The organism is Streptococcus equinus ATCC 9812 (assembly GCF_000187265.1).
Taxonomy (GTDB): domain Bacteria; phylum Bacillota; class Bacilli; order Lactobacillales; family Streptococcaceae; genus Streptococcus; species Streptococcus equinus.
Window position 1 is genome coordinate 99829 of the sequence record NZ_GL698434.1, and the last position, 16800, is coordinate 116628.

Below are 16800 nucleotides of genomic sequence, written 5' to 3' on the forward strand. Positions count from 1 at the left end.
AAAAAAGAAAGGAAAACAAGTGTTCTCCTTTCTTTTCATTTCCCTAATATCCTAAATATTATGATTCTTTTTTCTTGAAGAATTGTCCAAAGAATGCTCCCATAGCCGCTAGGATTGATACAATACCAAGTCCAGCAAGATGATTATCTTTTTCACCAGTTTGTGGCAAGACACTTTCTGAAACAACCGCAGATTTTGGAATAACTGGAGCTTTAGCATCTGCAACTTTGACTGATTTAGCAGGCGCTTTAGCTGCCAATGTAGTTGTTGCAACTACTTGTTCTGAAGGTGTTTCTTCCGGTGTTTGAGGATCTGTTGGCACGACTCCACCATTTTCTCCGCCTCGTGTTGGTTCTTTAGCATCCAAATCTACTACGAAGAAGTTTTGAACTTCAAGTTCACCATCCCAAAGGCCTAGACCAAGATATGGATTATTGAAGAAGTCTTCAACTTGATCAAATGTGTAAGACATTGCCAATTGATTATCAACAAAGACTTGAATAGCATTTGCTGATTTCACCAAACGAACGTGGTGGAATTGATTGTCGTTAATGGTTGCTGTCATTGGTGATTCTGCAATAGTATCACCGTAGAAGCGGAACAAACGAACAGAGTTATTTCCACCGAATTGGATTGTGTAGGCATTGTTAGCATCTGGATTGCCTGAAGCAAAGAAGATATTTACAATTCCGCGACCGTATTTGATATCCAAATCCATTTGATAATTTTCGTATGGCATCTTATCGGCTGCCATGTAAATATCGTTTGAGCCATGGTTTTCAACTTTCAATGATTCACCGTCAGCATGCCAATCACCAGCGAAGACTTTCACATCTTTAACGTTTGTCTTGAAGTTATCTTCTAGAATATCAAGAACAAAATCTTGATAAACTGCTGGGTTAGATTTAGATTGTGCTCTAACAATCACTTGACCTTTCTTAAGTGCTTTAATGAAGACTTGATTACCAGAAATTTCTGCTGACACATTACCATTGTTAAGAATTGACCAAAGCAAATCTTGGTTAGCAACTGCTGGAGAGACGTACGCTTTAACCACTGTGCTGTCACCAACATTCATTCTGACATTCTTAGCAGACGCAGGCACAATACTTTGTGGTTCAGTAGTTTCAACTTTATCTTTCCAAATACTCTTCAATGGGTAAAGAACGATATCTGCTGTAGATTCATAACCTTCAGAAAATACACTTAATCCAAGACTTTGAGGTGATGTGAAGATTTGGTTAGCACCTGCGACAGTATCACCTTTTGTGAAGACTTCAACACTAGCACGGTCAACAAAGATATGAAGGTCAATACTTCCATCAGCGTTGCGTGTTACTGCTTGGCTATCAATATTTCTAAAGAGCTCTGTAAGGATGATACCTGATTGACTACGGTCAATAGCGATTCGTCCTGTTTCTAAATCGTAATAAACCTTAGTCACTTCTCCTGGACCTACTCGAAGGTTGAAACCAACTTTTGTTGTTCTGTTACTTGGATTAAAGTGAGCAACAATTTCATAGGTATCACCAGAGAAATCTTTAAAGAGATTATTATCTTTACCAACAACAACATCTGTGTATTCAACTTTGTTGTCTACATCACGTAAGCTTTCGTATGCTTTGATTGGCGTTTGAGTAAGAACGTATTTATCACCGTCTTTGACAAGACCTAGTGTCAAGTTAAGGTTGAATGTACCATTGAATTTTTGACCAACACGTTCAGCTACAAGGTTACAATAGTTATCCCAAGTATTCATCCAGTTAAGCTCAATAATTTGAGGAAGTGTTGGATTAGCTTTAGTACCAAAATCCTGTACGTAGTAAGTCATTGCAGCGTATGAATCTTTACCAAAGTTCATGATACCATCTGATTCTTGATAATCAGCGTCTGCAACAAATTTCCAGTGTCCATCAACTTGTTTTAAATCACCAACTTTATAGTAACGTCCACCACGAGAAAGAACCCATTTCACTGTGTTGCCTTCTGCCATGATTGGATAAAGGTCTGGACATTCAGTGTGAAGATCTGGATATGTTGATTCAACAGACCAATCTAGGAGATTATCTGATGAGTAAATACGAAGTGGTCCACCTGCAAGAACCATGAACCATTTGCCTTCCCAACGGAAGACTTTAGGGTCACGGAAATCACGATTTTGCAATGGGTCAGTTGACCAGTCAGCTGCAATTTTATCGATTTTTTGCCAAGTTTTACCTTCATCTTTACTGTAAGCAACTTTGATACGTTGACCTTCACCATCAGCTGTAATCAAGGCAACCAAACCACCTTCATTACCGTCAAACAAACCACTTGTGTTGTTATTATCAGCTACGATACAACCTGAGAACATTGCTCCGTTATAGTCTGGATAGAAAGCAATTGGTTGATCTTCCCAGTGAATCAAATCCTTACTTGTTGCATGTGCCCAGTGCATTGGACCCCATTTAATATCATCGTAGAATTGGTAGAACATGTGATAAACACCATTGTAGTAAACCAATCCGTTAGGGTCATTTGCCCAGCCATCTTTAACAGAGTAGTGATATTGGTCACGGAAGTTTTCATTATAATAAACTTCTGCTGATTGACGGCGGTGAACATTAATACGGTAAGTTGATGTCACTTCGTAACCGTCTACTGTATAAGTACTTGTTACTGTGAGGTAGTTAGCACCAACTGATACCGGAATATCGCTTGGATTTGAATAAACATTACCTTGAGCATCTGTCACTTTGATAACTGCAGCTGGATTATTAGCAACAAAACTTAAGTCAACAGTTGAAGCATCATGTGATACGTATTGGATATAAACAGCACCTTCTGGGAAGAATTGTCCCTTAGGTTCAACTGGACCATTTTTTGAAGTAACTGTGACACCTTTAAGAAGCGATAATTCTGCATCAGTGAGTTCACGGTAAAAAGTATTTTGGAAAATCATTTCACCATTCCAGTTCAAAAGACCGAAATTACCATCTTTGATGTATGTTGTTTGACCAAGGTCATCACGTTGGATAGTGTAGTCACTCAAGTTTGCAACCAAAATACCATTGATATAATATGAAATCCATCCGTCAGCTGCTACAACTTTCAAGAAATATTTATTGTCTGGAGTTGCTGGGATTTCTTTATCATTGATAAGATTTGCTTCAGCCCAACGCCATAACCTTGCTTTGTGTGAATTTCCATCAAGGTTTACAACATAACCTTTTAGATTTTGAGCATCACCAGTTGAACGGAAAACAAGTGAAGCTGCACCTGTATTTTGTAAGAATGTTACATCTGTTTGGAAGACAAAGTTTTTACCTGTTGAGGTTGAGAAAAGGAAGTTATCACCTTTTCCAACAGCATTACTATACAAACCATCTTCACGAACTTCCCAAACATTTACATCATAACTCAAACCTTGAAGATTTGTATTATAGTTGCTTTCTTTTTTCTTAGTCAAATTAGCAGAAAGGGCTTTTTTAGTTTTTGCGGCACTCACGCTAGGTTGGTCAGTTTTTTGTTTAAGCGAATCAGTCACATCAACTTTTTCTTCAGAATCTGATGTCTCAGTTTTTTGAGCATCGTCTGAAGTTTCAGTCGCAGGTTCTTGATTTTCAGTCACTTGATTTTGTTGTGTAACATCTTGATTTTCTGTTACTTGATTTTCTTCTGTGACATTTTGATTTTGTTCTTCAACAACTCCTTGTTCAGTTGGTGTTTGATTTTCTGTAACCGGAGTTTCTAACTGATTAGCAGGTTGTTGTGCTTCTTGACCTACTTCAGTTTTTTGGTCTGTATTTGCATTTTCTGAGTTTGTGTTTGTAACCTCTACCATTTCTGTCGATGAAGAAACAGCTTCATCAGCCATAACGGGTGTAGCCACAGTTCCTAAGACCATGCCACAAACTAAAACACCACAACCATAAATCCATTGTTTACCGCGTTTGTGCATAAACCAGTTGACACATTTCTTTTCTTGTTCTTTTTTCATAAGTCCTTTCTCCTATTGAAATTTGTCGAAGTAGCTTCAACATTCAACAGAGATAATATTAACAAAAAAAGAAAGCGTTATCACCGAACATTTGTCATCAGTTTGATGTGACAAAAATCAATTTTTTTAGTGGCAAAAGTCATCAAAAAATTCCTACATCAAGACGTAGGAATTTAGCAATCATTATAAAAAGAATCGTTTATCTAGCTAGTTTAAATTTCTCTAAAACCAAAGCAATCCCATCATGGTTGTGGTTTGCAGTCACGTGACCAATACGCTCCTTAACTTCCTTCGGAGCATTTGCCATGACATATGCCTCACCTGCAGCCTCCAACATGTCTAGGTCGTTAAAATTATCACCAAACGCCAAGGTTTCAGACATATCAACACCATAATGGTCGGCTAAAAGATTAACAGCTCGTCCTTTTTGAATACCGTTTGCCATCACTTCAATGTAATACGGCAACGAACGTGCAATCGATAAGCCAGGATAAAGTTCTCTTAACTTTTCTTCCAAGACAACCATTTTCTCTGGCTCACCCATCAAAAGCAATTTATGAACTTCAGACAAATGACCAATTGCCTCCAAATCAGCCTCTTGAGAAACCAAGCCAACGACTTTTTCCTCACGAGAAATCCATTTGTTCATCCGATTTTGCGACAACCATTTTTTGCCGCTATAGACATTCCAAGCAACATCTGGGACTTCTTTTTCTAAATATTGGCAAATAGCTTGCGCTGCTTGAGGGCTCATAGGGCAGCTATCAATCACTTGACCATTTTCATCTTGAATAAAAGCTCCATTATAAGAAATCATCGGAACTTGGGGCAAAAAATCTTTGATAATTGGTTTAATTGCTTCAGACATGCGCGCCGAAACAGGCACAAATCGCACTCCTGAATTGACAGCATCATTTAGGGCTTGACGCGTTTTTGGCGTTACTTCCAAGGCGTCATTGATGAGAGTGCCATCAATATCGCTAAAAATTATTTTAAACATAGCTCTTTCTCCACACATTTTCTACAGTATAGCACTTTTGAAAGGGCTTTCCAAGCTTTTTTTCTCATAATTTCTGTAAAACTAGCTAAAAATGACAATAGTCACCAAATCTTTCATCTTTTTTCATCGATTGACTCAAGAGAAAAAGGAAATTTTGAAAAAGTTAGACTTTACTTATACTAAAATGGCAATTCCTCCTCTTCCAGAACTAAATCTGCCAAATCATTTGCCACATTATTTTCTCGCATAGCACGTTGGGCGCGGCTTTCTAAAAGTTGGAAAGAATGACAAAGCACTTCTGTCACATAATTCGTGTGACCATCTTTTTCGTACTTGCGTGTGCGAAGTTCGCCATCAACAGAAAGTAAGCTGCCTTTTCCTGCATAAGACACAAGTGTTTCTGCCAAACGTCCCCATACCACAACTGAAATAAAATCAGCCTCACGCTCACCATTTTTCGATTTAAAACGGCGGTTGACTGCTAGTGTTACACGTGTAACACTTTTATCGTTAGCTGTCGTTACAAGTTCAGGTTGCGCCGTCAAGCGCCCAATCATAATTACTTTATTGTACATCAATTACCTCCTATCTTATTATTCGAAATAACTTAAAGATAATTGATAATTTCTATCAAAAAAACGAACTAGATTTTTCTAGCTCGTTTTCCTTTTCTTACCCTTTCCAGTGTTTTTCTGGATTAAAGGCTTCGCCGACAACGGCTGTGTCATCAAGTTCGATGATTCCACGTTTTTGTGGAGCATTTGGAAGTGCCAATTCACGAGGTGAGCACATCATACCAAAGCTCTTTTCACCACGAAGGGCACCTGGGAAGATAAGACTTCCGTTTGGCATCATAGCACCTGGAAGGGCAACGATTGTTTTCAAACCAACTGCAGCGTTTGGAGCACCTGCAACGATTTGAACAGTTTTGTCATCTGAGATTTGCACTTGGCAAATGTTCAAGTGGTCACTATCTGGATGAGCAACCATTTCTTTGATTTGACCAACAACAAATTTTGGTGAAGGATCATTTTCTAATTGTTCGCTAAAGCCTTCTTTTGTCAATTCAGCGTTAAGCTTAGCAACATCTTCATCAGTTAAAGTGATTTGACCAACGCCATCAATTGCAATCAAACTTGACACTTCAAAAATATTCCAAGCAACTGTTTCACCATTTTTCTCAAGAAAAACACGTGATACTTTACCTTTACGTTCGTAGTCAAGTTTAGCACCTTTGCTATCTTTGACAATCACCATTAGGACATCACCGACGTGTTCTTTGTTGTACGTAAAAATCATTTTCTCTCCTATTTCAATCCAGTTAAAAAGCTGTTAATTTCTGCTTTTGTTTTGCGCAATTTATTAACTAAACGACCAATTTCTTTCCCATTTTCAGTTACCACAAAACTTGGAATACCAAAAATATTCCAGCGTTGTGCGACTTCCATAAATTCATCACGGTCAACACGGACAAATGTGAACTCTGGATTTTCTGCCTCAATTTCAGGCATAACAGGATAGATAAATTGGCAGTCTGGGCACCAATTTGCCGTAAAAAAGAAAACTACCTTGCCGTCATTTTCTAAATAGGTTGCCATTTCTTCATAGGATTTTGGACTAATCATTTTTCTCCTCCTTGTAGCTAATCTCACCATTTTGGTAAACAAATTGGAACGTGCGCCCATCCTCAAAAACAAGACCTCCAGTCGTTTTTTGAGAATCAGATTCAAAATCATTCAAATAAAGCACAGAAATCTCGCCAAGTTGATTAAAATAATCACGAATCTGCTCTTTAACCTGTTCTTTTCGCTTTTCGTCCTTTTGTTTTTTTAGGATTGCTCCCAAAACGATGACACCGCTGACTACCACTAAACCAAAACGTGACAGTAAGCTTTTCTTTTTGTTTTTCATACGCTTTATTTTAGCATATTTCAGCACATAATACCAAGGCCCAAACATTTAATATGTTTTTTCTAAAAATTGTCAGAAAACGTGGTAAAATAGAAACCATAGAATCGAGGTTTTATATGTCAGACTTATTTTCAAAAATAAAAGAAATCACTGAACTTGATAGCATCGCTGGGTACGAACACAGCGTACGTAACTATCTTCGCTCAAAAATCACACCGCTCGTTGATGACGTGCAAACTGATGGTCTTGGTGGTATTTTTGGTATCAAAAACTCTGATGCTGAAAATGCACCACGTATCATGGTCGCAGCGCACATGGACGAAGTTGGTTTCATGGTTAGCGAAATCAAAGCTGATGGTACTATGCGTGCTGTTGGAATCGGCGGATGGAACCCACTTGTTTTAAGTTCACAACGTTTCACTCTTTACACACGTGATAACCGTGCTATTCCAGTCGTTTCTGGTTCAGTTCCACCACATTTCCTTCGTGGGACAAATGGCTCTGCTTCTCTTCCAAAAATCGATGACATCATTTTTGATGCAGGCTTTACAGATAAAGCTGAAGCTGAAGCCTTTGGTATTTTGCCAGGTGATATCATCGTTCCAAAATCTGAAACAATTCTCACAGCCAACGAAAAAAATGTTATCTCTAAAGCTTGGGACAACCGCTTTGGTGTGCTTATGGTGACAGAATTACTTGAAAGTCTTAAAGGACAAAAACTTGATAACACGCTTATCACTGGTGCTAACGTTCAAGAAGAAGTTGGTCTTCGCGGGGCACATGTCTCAGCTACAAAATTCCAACCAGAACTCTTCTTTGCTGTTGACTGTTCACCTGCTGGCGACATTTATGGCAACCAAGGCAAAATCGGTGACGGAACACTTTTCCGTTTCTACGATCCAGGACATGTTATGTTAAAAGACATGCGTGACTTCTTGCTCACAACTGCCGAAGAAGCAGGCATCAAATACCAATACTATGCTGCAAAAGGTGGTACAGACGCTGGTGCTGCTCACCTCAAAAACGGTGGTATTCCATCAACAACTATTGGAGTATGCGCTCGCTACATTCACTCACATCAAAGCCTTTATGCTATGGATGACTTCTTGCAAGCCCAAGCTTTCATTCAAGCTATCGTTAAGAAATTAGACCGCTCAACTGTTGACCTCATCAAAAAATACTAGAAAGGAGCTAGGGGAGCTAAGCCATTAGGCATTTTTATTGTACTTCCCCTTTGTCTTACTATGAAAATTGGATTTATCGGAGTCGGAAAAATGGCGACAGCCATTATCAACGGACTTAACACAACATCACACGATATCATCATTTCAGGTTCTTCACTTCCCCGCTCACGCGAAATTGCAGAGCAGCTTGAAGTTGAAGCAGCTCTTTCACACCAAGAACTTATCGACCAATCTGATTTAGTTGTCCTTGGCATCAAACCTCAAATGTTTGAGACAGTCCTTGATGGACTTCACTTCCATCAACCCATTCTTTCCATGGCAGCTGGGGTAACACTTGAACGCCTTGGCAAACTGACAGATCCAAATCTTCCATTGATTCGAATCATGCCAAACCTCAACGCCCAAATTCTAAAAAGTACAACTGCTATTTGTGCTAATGACAAGGTTTCTGCAGAACTCCTAGCTACCGCTAAAGAAATCACTGACAGCTTTGGATCAACTTTTGACATTCCTGAAAAGGACTTCGATACATTTACAGCTCTTGCTGGATCAAGCCCAGCATACATTTATCTATTTATCGAAGCTCTTGCTAAAGCTGGTGTCAAATACGGTATTCCAAAAGAAAAATCTCTAGACATTGTAACTCAGACTGTCCTAGCTAGCGCTGAAAATCTTCTTCAAGGGACTGACAGTCCACATGACTTGATTGATAAAATTTCAAGTCCTGGTGGAACAACTATCGCAGGTCTTCTTGATCTCGAAAAAACTGGTTTGACAGCTAGCATTGTTTCAAGTATTGACGCTACAATCAATAAAGCAAAAGCTTTGTAAAATATTATAAAAAGGTTGAGACGATTGTCTCAACCTTTTTCTCTGATAAATTACAAAATCAATGACAGTACACCGAGGAAATTATTGAGGGCATGAACGGCTATTGAATACTCTAGTTTTTTCGTTTTTTGATAAACCAAAGCAAGAACTAATCCCATACCGCCGTAGAGAATCCAACTTCCAAGGTCTGTTGGCACATGAACAGCTCCAAAAAGAGCACTACTAACAATAACACCAAGATAAGAATAATGAAATGCTTGTTTTACAATAAAGCCACGAAATACAACCTCTTCAACAATCGGCGCAGCGACTACCGATAAAGCAAACAACAGTACTGGTGGCATACCAAGTTGTTCAATCACAGATTGATTGAGCGTATTTGCATTGCTACCGTGCTCTAAAACCAAAATCATACCGCCCAACATTTTAACTGGAACCATAATCAAAAATCCCATAATAATAGGCTTATAAGCCCCGCTATTCCACACCTGACTAGCTTTGCTGAAAAATCCTAAGCGTTTTGCAACGTAAATTGTCAAAATCGCAACCACTAGCAAAGAGAGGGCAATCAGAAAGCTTTGCCAAAACGACTGATTTTTAGCTAGAAAAACAGTCGGCAACTGTTCTAAAAAAATCAAACCAATTGCCATACCAAAATATTTAAAAAATGATACTAATTTTTTCATCAAAATTTCTCCTACAAAATCTTTGAAAAAATGACTTTAAGAATGAAAAATCCAAAAATCAAACTATACAACCAAATCAATAATAGAATCAGATACGAAAATGCTACACCACAAAAAACATATAAAATTAGCAAGAAAACATTTATGATAAACATCAAAATTAAAGTTGATGCTGCACTAAGTCGTAAAATAAATTGATTACGTTCATCGTACACTGCAATATATGCAGCCTTCAACCGATTAGTCTGATGACAAAGTACTTAATAATAAATCGTAAAAGCAAATCCTGAAACGCCCATGCCCAACAATAAACCTGAAGCAAAATCACTGCTTTTTACAAAATGAGATACTCCTATACTTAACACCGAGAAAACGAAAATAAGATAGGATACTCTTCCAAACTTTTTTACGATTACAATTTGCAACAGCCTTTAATAACATAACTTACTCCCCCTTTTTGTAAAAACAACAAATAGATTTTATCTATCTTCACATTTTACTCTTCATCAAAGATAAAGATTTCTTCGATTGTCATGCCAAAATACTTGGCAATCTTGTGTGCCAACTCCAAAGAAGCGTTATAGCGTCCTTTTTCTAAGGAAATAATGGTTTGTCTTGTAACCCCAAGCGCCTCTGCTAACTCGGCTTGGCTAACTTTATTTGCTTTTCGGAGTTCTTGAATTTTTGTTTCCATTTTTTCCTCCTGTCATCTATTTGCAAAGCGAACTTTACAAAAATAGTATAGTAAACTTTACATTTTGTGTCAAGTTTATTTTACATTTTTATATAAAAGCAGAAAAAAAGCTGACCAAACGGTCAGCTTTTCTGGTCTTATCATAATATTTTGATAACTAATTAGTAGAATTTTTAAAGCGTTCAACTTCACGCGCAATGACAAGTTCTTCATCTGTTAGAATCACAACTGCTTTTACGCGAGCTTGATCTGTTGAAATAACGCCATAAGCACCTGAAACATTCTTAGCTGGGTCAACATCAACACCAAACCAAGTCATTCCAGAAATGATATCTTTACGAACATCACTTGAATTTTCACCAATTCCTGCTGTAAAGACAATAGCATCCGCTCCGTTTAAAACGGCAAAGTATTGTCCAATATATTTTCTCAAGCGATCAACATACATATCGTAAGCAAGTTGGCATTTTTCATCGCCTTCTGCCTTACCTGCCAAGATATCACGCATATCACTTGATTTTTCCGAAATACCAAGTAAACCTGAATCACGATTCAAAATTGTACGAATTTTTTTCGGATCTGCTATAGCTGGTTCACATTCCAACAAATAAGTAATGACACCTGGGTCAATACTTCCTGAACGTGTTCCCATCATTGTTCCTCCAAGTGGTGTGAGCCCCATTGAAGTATCGACAGATTTACCGCCCTTAATCGCTGTAATAGAAACCCCATTACCAATATGACAAGTAATCAACTTCAAGTCTTCCAAAGGTTTGCCTAAAACCTTAGCTGCTTCTTGAGCAACATATTGGTGACTTGTACCGTGAGCACCGTATTTACGAATCTTATAATCAGTGTAATAACGGTTTGCGATTGGATAACGATAGGCCACTTCAGGCATTGTCATATGAAAAGCAGTATCAAAAACGACAACACTTGTAATATCAGGTAAAATTTCTTTAAAGGCTTGAATTCCAAGAGCAGCTCCTGGATTATGAAGCGGTGCTAGCATTGATAGTTCTTCAACTTGTTGGATGACTTTGTCAGTTACTAAGGCTGACTCTTTAAAATATTCACCCCCAGCTACCACACGGTGACCAACACCTGTGATTTCATCATAGCTAGCAATAATATCCATAGAAATCAAATCATCTAGAAGAATTTTTACAGCAGCGCTATGATCTGGGATATCCTTTGTTTCCGACTGTTTCTGGCCATTAAATTTTACCGTAGAAACGCTGTTAGGAAGACCGATACGTTCAATCAATCCTTTTGCAATAACTTCTTCTTCTGGCATGTTGTACAACTGCCATTTTAGACTTGAGCTTCCTGCATTAATAGAAATAGTTTTCACCATAAATATACCTCTAAAGCGCTTTCATGATATATCTCTATTTTAGCACAAGTCATTTAAAAAATCATATTTTCAATATTCCATTTTTTAAATTTATCAATGAAGTCTGTCAACACTTCTCGACTTTGCAAGTCAGCAAGTGGATAAACAAAGGTTTCTGGAGTATGTTCAGCTTGTTTTTTCAAAACGAAAATTGATTTCGCATTGGCTGCATTTCCAAAGATAGATTCTGGCAAAGTAATCACAGCAATCACATCAGCATAATCCTTCAACCATGCTTTCAACAGGTCACTTTGCTTACTTGTCAAAAGACTAACTGGTGCTAAAAAGACAGCAATCCCGTCTTTTTTGAGATATTTAAGAGATTGTTCCATCAACAAATGATGCGCATAAGTGTGCCCTTCACTACTGGCTACTTTGTAACGTTTTGCAATTTCATCATTTGGATAGAATCCGACTGGAAGGTCACTGATGATGACATCACTTTCCTTAAGAATCTGTGGGCGTACAGCATCTTCTTGAACGAATTGAGCTTTAGAATCCATAACTTCAGCGATACTTGCTGACAAGTCAATCAACAAATCATCAACTTCAATACCTAGATAGTTTAGATCTTTAGATGAGTTGTTCAACAACGTTTGGGCAAGGTTACCTGTTCCGCTACCAATTTCCAAAATATCAAGTTCCTTAGAAGCTGTCAAATTCTCAATGAGGAACATTAAAATGAAGCCAATAGCATCAGGTGTAAATTGGTGATTTGCCTGAAGAGCTTCTGTTTGCGCAGCTTTAATAAAGATAAACTGAAAAGTACAGCGCCATTCTTCCTTAGTTAAGTTAAGTTGGCGTAGTTTCTCATTATTTGCAGCTACAGCTTCACTGGCACCCTCAGCACCAAGATATAAAGAGTTTTGTTCAATAAGTGCATCGTAAATGTGTGTTTTCAACTCATTTTCGATTAATTGTATATTTTCAAGAATCAACCCATAGGCTATTTCGATATTTTCAAAATTCATTTTCCCCTCCGAAACTTATCATATCAAAAAACCTTGAAAATGAAAAGAAAGCACTAGTGACTTTCTTTTTCAATGGTTTGTTCAGATTTTTTTGGAAGAGAAAAAGTATAGTGAAACTCCTCTTTATTCTCTAAAACTACTGTCTCAACTAGCACCTCATTTTCACGTTGATAGCTGACAACACCTTTATCAAAATAACACTTACCTGAAGAATCTTTAGCATAATCCCTGCTGATTTCTGCCATCAAATAAGCTTGCGCGTACTTTAATTGTGCCTGATGCTGACGTTCACTTGCTACCACGCGCCCTAAATAAAACTGTAACAGCAGGGCAAATATGGCTGCCATCAGCATAGCATACAACAATATCCCTGCCCTAACTTGCCTCATCAAAAGTGTAAACAAACTCTCTCTCCATACCATTATCCATTCGCAGCTTAATCAAAATATTATTACCATCCTGACGAATGCTAGAAGAATTAACACCAAATAACATTGGCTGATAGCCTTGACCAGAAGCATTTGTTTTACGAAAATCATCTGCTTTTGATAACCCGTAAGCTAATTTCTTATCGTCCTTACTAACATAAAGTTTATTGTCAGAAACACAATCTAAGTGGCATCGTTCTAATTCTGAGCGTAGCTGCTGAGAAAATAAAAGCCACTCATTTTCTTCGTTATCAGATAAGTAATAAACATTTTGTGAAATTGACTGCGTTAGCCCTTGATAAACCAGAACTGTCCCTGAAATAACCAGCAAAGCAACCAAACTTTCAAGTAACGTAAACGCCTTTAGTCTAGTTCTTCTTAACATGCATCACCTCTTTTTGCCCATCATAGACATAAAGTTCTCCGTCACGCCTAATAATATGAATCTCAACACCATTCATCACCAAGTCATCTTGCCCTGTCTGAACAGCCATAGTAGCGACATTGAGAACCTCTTGATGATGTAAGCTATCTTGCATCTGGTGGCGACTTTTATCCATTTCTCCCAAAACAAGAATTGTAATGGTAGCTAGCAAAGCTAAAGCAACCAAACTTTCAAGGAGTATGTAAGCTTTTAGTTTCTTTCTTTTTATAATTACCACTTCCTATGTATAATTGATAATCAATAGCCTGATTCTTCGTCTGAAATTTTACTTTTGCAAGAGATGAATTGCCCCCAGCATTATCAAAAACAATTTTATAATTTTCAACGACTGATACCGTATCTGGCAAATTCATATGAGCCACACTATTTGAAATGCCGTCTTGTGAAATTGTCAGAACTTGATTTTCTTGTTTAAGGCTAGCTAATTTTTGAGTGTCACGATAGTAATGCTCAAACGATAAAAAGAACAACTTTTCTTCGACTGTCTGAAAAATACTACTCACAGAATTTGAGAATATAATAACGATAAAACAAGATATTCCCAAAGTTAGTAAACTCTCTAAAAGGGTGAAAGCTCGGATTTTTTTATTCTTTAGGTTTAGCTTTTTCATTGTACGTTTGAGCTTGTTGTTGTGAAATATAGCCTTCTTTCACCAAATCTTTAATAGTTGCTTCTTTACCTGTTTTAACTTCGTAAAGTTCTTTCTGACTTTCGACAACTTTCACAACAGCTGCATCACCCTTTTCATGAATCGCCTCTTTTTGCTTACTCAAATTCGGTACAAATAAAAGCATCAAGACACCGATAATTAACAGGACAATCAACATCTCCACAAGTGTGAAAGCTTCAACAGATTTGTTACGTAATTTTTTCCATATTTTTTTCATTAAAAATTTCCTCCCATATTTTGATACATTGGCAAAAGCATTGCCACGTAGATTAAAACAATAATTAAAGCAACAAAGACAAAAACTAGCGGTTGAATCAGCTGTGTTGCCTGAGTTAATTGGCTGAAGAAAGTCTGCCATGTTTCCTCAGCATAGATATCAAGCTCCCGACCAAGTTTTGACTTAACTTCTCCGTACTCAATCATCAGGCTCAGTTCCCTCAAAAAGAAGGGATAATCTAGAACTTTTTGATGAAATGATTGACCAGACAAAAGAGCTTGCTGCATATCCTTACCAATCTCTTGAAAAAGACGAGATTTTTGATGTTGCATTAATGCTACAATTTCCATCAAATCAATCCCCTGCCCAATAAGATTTCCCCACTCACGCGCATAATAAGCTGTTAGATAAAGACGAATGAATCGCCCTATTATCGGCAAGCGACTAATCTGGCTAAAAAGATAGATTGGTGATAAACGCCTAGCATAGAAAAATCCCAAAACAACCGCTAGTCCTAAAAGCACAAAGCTCCCCAAAAAAATCATTGGAAAATGGGCAATAATCTGAGTAGCAAAATTTTGACTTTCAAGTTGCGGCAATAAATAATTTTTTAAGCCAAGCATTATCAAAATCAAAAAACTTAATAAAATCAAAGGATAGGTCGCTACTTCAATCAACTTCTTTCGCACAACAGACATGCTAGCCAAATAACGATTGATTTTTACAAGACTTTGCTGACAATTTCCATGAACATCAGCCAAAGCAATCTGAGTCACAATCGTATCTGAAAAGCCTAACCTTACCATCATATCTGCTAAAGTTGCGCCACTCAGCAAGGACTCCTGCATACTATTCACATATGATTCCTGCAATAACTGACTCCGTCTCAAAAAAGACACTATCTCAGTTAAAGTAAAGCCACTGTTAAACAAATTATTAAATAATTGAATGACCTTCTGTTGTTTTTTAAAGGGCAATTTTTTCGATTTTTGCCTCTTCAAAACTGATATGTCCGTCTCGAGCAAGGCTATCAATCTGCTCATTCCACCTTCTTGGGGGATACTGCTCAAAATCTCTTTTGGCAAAATCAACTACACCTCCACCACCAATTAATCGTTGATAAACAATAGCACGCAAGCTATTTTCAAGTTCCTGCCTACTAACACCCAATTCTAATAACCTAGCATAAACACCTGGAATACTTTTCGCATGAATGGTTGAAAAAACAAGGACTCCTGTCAGACTAGCTCTAATAACCGCACGCGCTGTCTCACTATCACGAATCTCACCAATAATCAAAATATCAGGTCTATGACGAAGCGAGAGCTTGATAAGGTTATCATAAGTCATCCCGATTTCATCATTTAACTGCAATTGCAACATATTGTCTTGTTTTATCTCAACAGGGTCTTCAATCGTAATCACCTGTTTTCCAGGAAATTTTTCACGAACTAATTGGTACATGAGAGTGGTTTTTCCACTCCCTACCGGCCCGGAAAAAAGGTAAAGTCCCCTGCTGTCAATAGCCTCTAAAATATTTCTCATTCCATCAAACCAATACTGCAAATCATGACGACCTGAATAAAGGAGCCTAATGACCAGACTTTCACGCCCACGATAATCACCCACACTAGACAAGCGCAGTGAAATCTCCTCATCATCTGCAAAAGTATAGTCACAAGAACCAAGCTGACTACGACGCTTTTCACCAACATTCATCCCAGCTACAAATTTAAAGTGACTAATCAAGCTTGTCATTTCATCAGTAGCAACTTCTTGAATAAACTGGCGTTTCTCACCAATTCGTTGATAAATCTCATAGTTTTCTGCCTTTGGAATAATATAGATATCCTGAGCATTCTTTCCAACTGCATCTCTAATAAGCTGCTTTGCTTTTTCCTGAATCATTTTGACCTCCTTATCTTTATATTCGAAAAAATTTTTAAAAATAAAAAAATCATGGAATTTTCCATGATTAAGGTTTAAATTTGCATTTTTGAGGTCTGGGGCTTGGTTCATCATTTCTAATATTAAAATAATAAGCAAACTGCTCTTTGGCTAATTCTTGCCCATCTTTTAGAATCAAAAGTGAATGATATTGTTGCAAATAATCACCGCAATTCTCACACCAACGCTTCTCAGCCTTATCCCAAAAAGCAGCTTGAAAATTGTCATGACACTTACAACTTGGTAGATTTTTTCTAAGCAATTCCCATTCTTGACAGTAGAATGACAATGCCTCTTCAAAGTATTCAAAAGATTGTTCTTCGATGATATCATCCTGCCAATCATCTAAAAACCACCAGGGCTCCCAGTCCCCATACATTTTGATTACTTGATACATTTTTCTCACTTCCTTATGGTCTTTATTATATAAGAATTAAAGC

20 protein-coding genes are annotated in these 16800 nt (G+C 37.6%); 2 read left to right on the plus strand and 18 right to left on the minus strand.

Going from position 1 to position 16800, the window contains the following annotated elements; genetic code table 11:
- Positions 1–58 precede the first annotated feature (58 nt).
- From HMPREF0819_RS08280 to HMPREF0819_RS08305, 6 genes are all read right to left on the minus strand, one after another.
- Positions 59–3979 carry a GH32 C-terminal domain-containing protein gene (locus HMPREF0819_RS08280; protein WP_003067874.1) on the minus strand — a complete coding sequence of 1307 codons (3921 nt, stop codon included), beginning with the start codon at positions 3977–3979 and terminating at the stop codon, positions 59–61.
- 199 nt (positions 3980–4178) lie between these two features.
- On the minus strand, positions 4179–4979 hold the full coding sequence (locus HMPREF0819_RS08285) for a Cof-type HAD-IIB family hydrolase (protein WP_044023482.1): 801 nt from the start codon (positions 4977–4979) through the stop codon (positions 4179–4181).
- A gap of 179 nt (positions 4980–5158) precedes the next feature.
- Complete coding sequence (locus HMPREF0819_RS08290) at positions 5159–5554, minus strand: single-stranded DNA-binding protein (protein WP_003067878.1); 396 nt, start codon at positions 5552–5554, stop codon at positions 5159–5161.
- 97 nt (positions 5555–5651) lie between these two features.
- A complete protein-coding gene (gene ytpR / locus HMPREF0819_RS08295; RefSeq protein WP_003067880.1) occupies positions 5652–6278 on the minus strand; it encodes a YtpR family tRNA-binding protein in 627 nt (208 codons plus the stop codon).
- A gap of 8 nt (positions 6279–6286) precedes the next feature.
- Positions 6287–6604, minus strand: coding sequence for a thioredoxin family protein (locus tag HMPREF0819_RS08300; protein WP_003067882.1), 318 nt, complete (start codon positions 6602–6604; stop codon positions 6287–6289).
- Positions 6597–6890: a DUF4651 domain-containing protein gene (locus tag HMPREF0819_RS08305; protein WP_044023483.1), complete on the minus strand. Its 294-nt coding sequence runs from the start codon at positions 6888–6890 to the stop codon at positions 6597–6599. The genes HMPREF0819_RS08300 and HMPREF0819_RS08305 overlap by 8 nt, the downstream gene beginning before the upstream one ends.
- Before the next feature lie 116 nt (positions 6891–7006).
- Here HMPREF0819_RS08305 and pepA point away from each other — a divergent pair, with 116 nt between their 5' ends.
- On the plus strand, positions 7007–8074 hold the full coding sequence (gene pepA / locus HMPREF0819_RS08310) for a glutamyl aminopeptidase (RefSeq protein WP_044023484.1): 1068 nt from the start codon (positions 7007–7009) through the stop codon (positions 8072–8074).
- A 60-nt stretch (positions 8075–8134) separates the two neighbouring features.
- Positions 8135–8905: a pyrroline-5-carboxylate reductase gene (gene proC, locus HMPREF0819_RS08315; protein WP_003067889.1), complete on the plus strand. Its 771-nt coding sequence runs from the start codon at positions 8135–8137 to the stop codon at positions 8903–8905.
- 50 nt (positions 8906–8955) lie between these two features.
- Here the strand turns inward: proC and HMPREF0819_RS08320 are convergent, their stop codons facing one another.
- The 12 genes from HMPREF0819_RS08320 to HMPREF0819_RS08375 form a co-directional block, all read right to left on the minus strand.
- Positions 8956–9591, minus strand: coding sequence for a CPBP family intramembrane glutamic endopeptidase (locus HMPREF0819_RS08320; RefSeq protein ID WP_003067891.1), 636 nt, complete (start codon positions 9589–9591; stop codon positions 8956–8958).
- 496 nt (positions 9592–10087) lie between these two features.
- Entirely contained in the window at positions 10088–10285 is a 198-nt protein-coding gene (locus tag HMPREF0819_RS08325) for a helix-turn-helix transcriptional regulator (RefSeq protein ID WP_003067896.1), read from the minus strand.
- 157 nt (positions 10286–10442) lie between these two features.
- Positions 10443–11642, minus strand: a complete 1200-nt coding sequence (locus tag HMPREF0819_RS08330; RefSeq protein WP_003067898.1) for an acetate kinase — start codon at positions 11640–11642, stop codon at positions 10443–10445.
- 53 nt (positions 11643–11695) lie between these two features.
- Entirely contained in the window at positions 11696–12652 is a 957-nt protein-coding gene (locus HMPREF0819_RS08335) for a class I SAM-dependent methyltransferase (RefSeq protein WP_003067901.1), read from the minus strand.
- 53 nt (positions 12653–12705) lie between these two features.
- Positions 12706–13041, minus strand: a complete 336-nt coding sequence (gene comGG / locus HMPREF0819_RS08340) for a competence type IV pilus minor pilin ComGG (RefSeq protein ID WP_003067902.1) — start codon at positions 13039–13041, stop codon at positions 12706–12708.
- Positions 13028–13465 (minus strand): competence type IV pilus minor pilin ComGF, encoded by a 438-nt coding sequence (gene comGF, locus HMPREF0819_RS08345; protein WP_003067903.1) that lies wholly within the window; start codon positions 13463–13465, stop codon positions 13028–13030. The genes comGG and comGF overlap by 14 nt, the downstream gene beginning before the upstream one ends.
- Positions 13449–13742: a competence type IV pilus minor pilin ComGE gene (comGE, locus tag HMPREF0819_RS08350; protein WP_003067904.1), complete on the minus strand. Its 294-nt coding sequence runs from the start codon at positions 13740–13742 to the stop codon at positions 13449–13451. The genes comGF and comGE overlap by 17 nt, the downstream gene beginning before the upstream one ends.
- The gene (comGD, locus tag HMPREF0819_RS08355; RefSeq protein WP_003067905.1) at positions 13696–14136 is read right to left on the minus strand and encodes a competence type IV pilus minor pilin ComGD; all 441 of its coding nucleotides are present in this window, start codon (positions 14134–14136) and stop codon (positions 13696–13698) included. The genes comGE and comGD overlap by 47 nt, the downstream gene beginning before the upstream one ends.
- Entirely contained in the window at positions 14111–14413 is a 303-nt protein-coding gene (gene comGC, locus HMPREF0819_RS08360; RefSeq protein WP_003067906.1) for a competence type IV pilus major pilin ComGC, read from the minus strand. The genes comGD and comGC overlap by 26 nt, the downstream gene beginning before the upstream one ends.
- Positions 14413–15456, minus strand: a complete 1044-nt coding sequence (gene comGB, locus HMPREF0819_RS08365; RefSeq protein ID WP_080552928.1) for a competence type IV pilus assembly protein ComGB — start codon at positions 15454–15456, stop codon at positions 14413–14415. The genes comGC and comGB overlap by 1 nt, the downstream gene beginning before the upstream one ends.
- A complete protein-coding gene (gene comGA, locus HMPREF0819_RS08370; protein ID WP_044023495.1) occupies positions 15380–16321 on the minus strand; it encodes a competence type IV pilus ATPase ComGA in 942 nt (313 codons plus the stop codon). Before comGA ends, comGB begins: the two co-directional genes overlap by 77 nt.
- Positions 16322–16388: 67 nt before the next feature.
- Complete coding sequence (locus tag HMPREF0819_RS08375; RefSeq protein WP_003067910.1) at positions 16389–16757, minus strand: DUF1033 family protein; 369 nt, start codon at positions 16755–16757, stop codon at positions 16389–16391.
- Between the last annotated feature and the right edge of the window lie 43 nt (positions 16758–16800).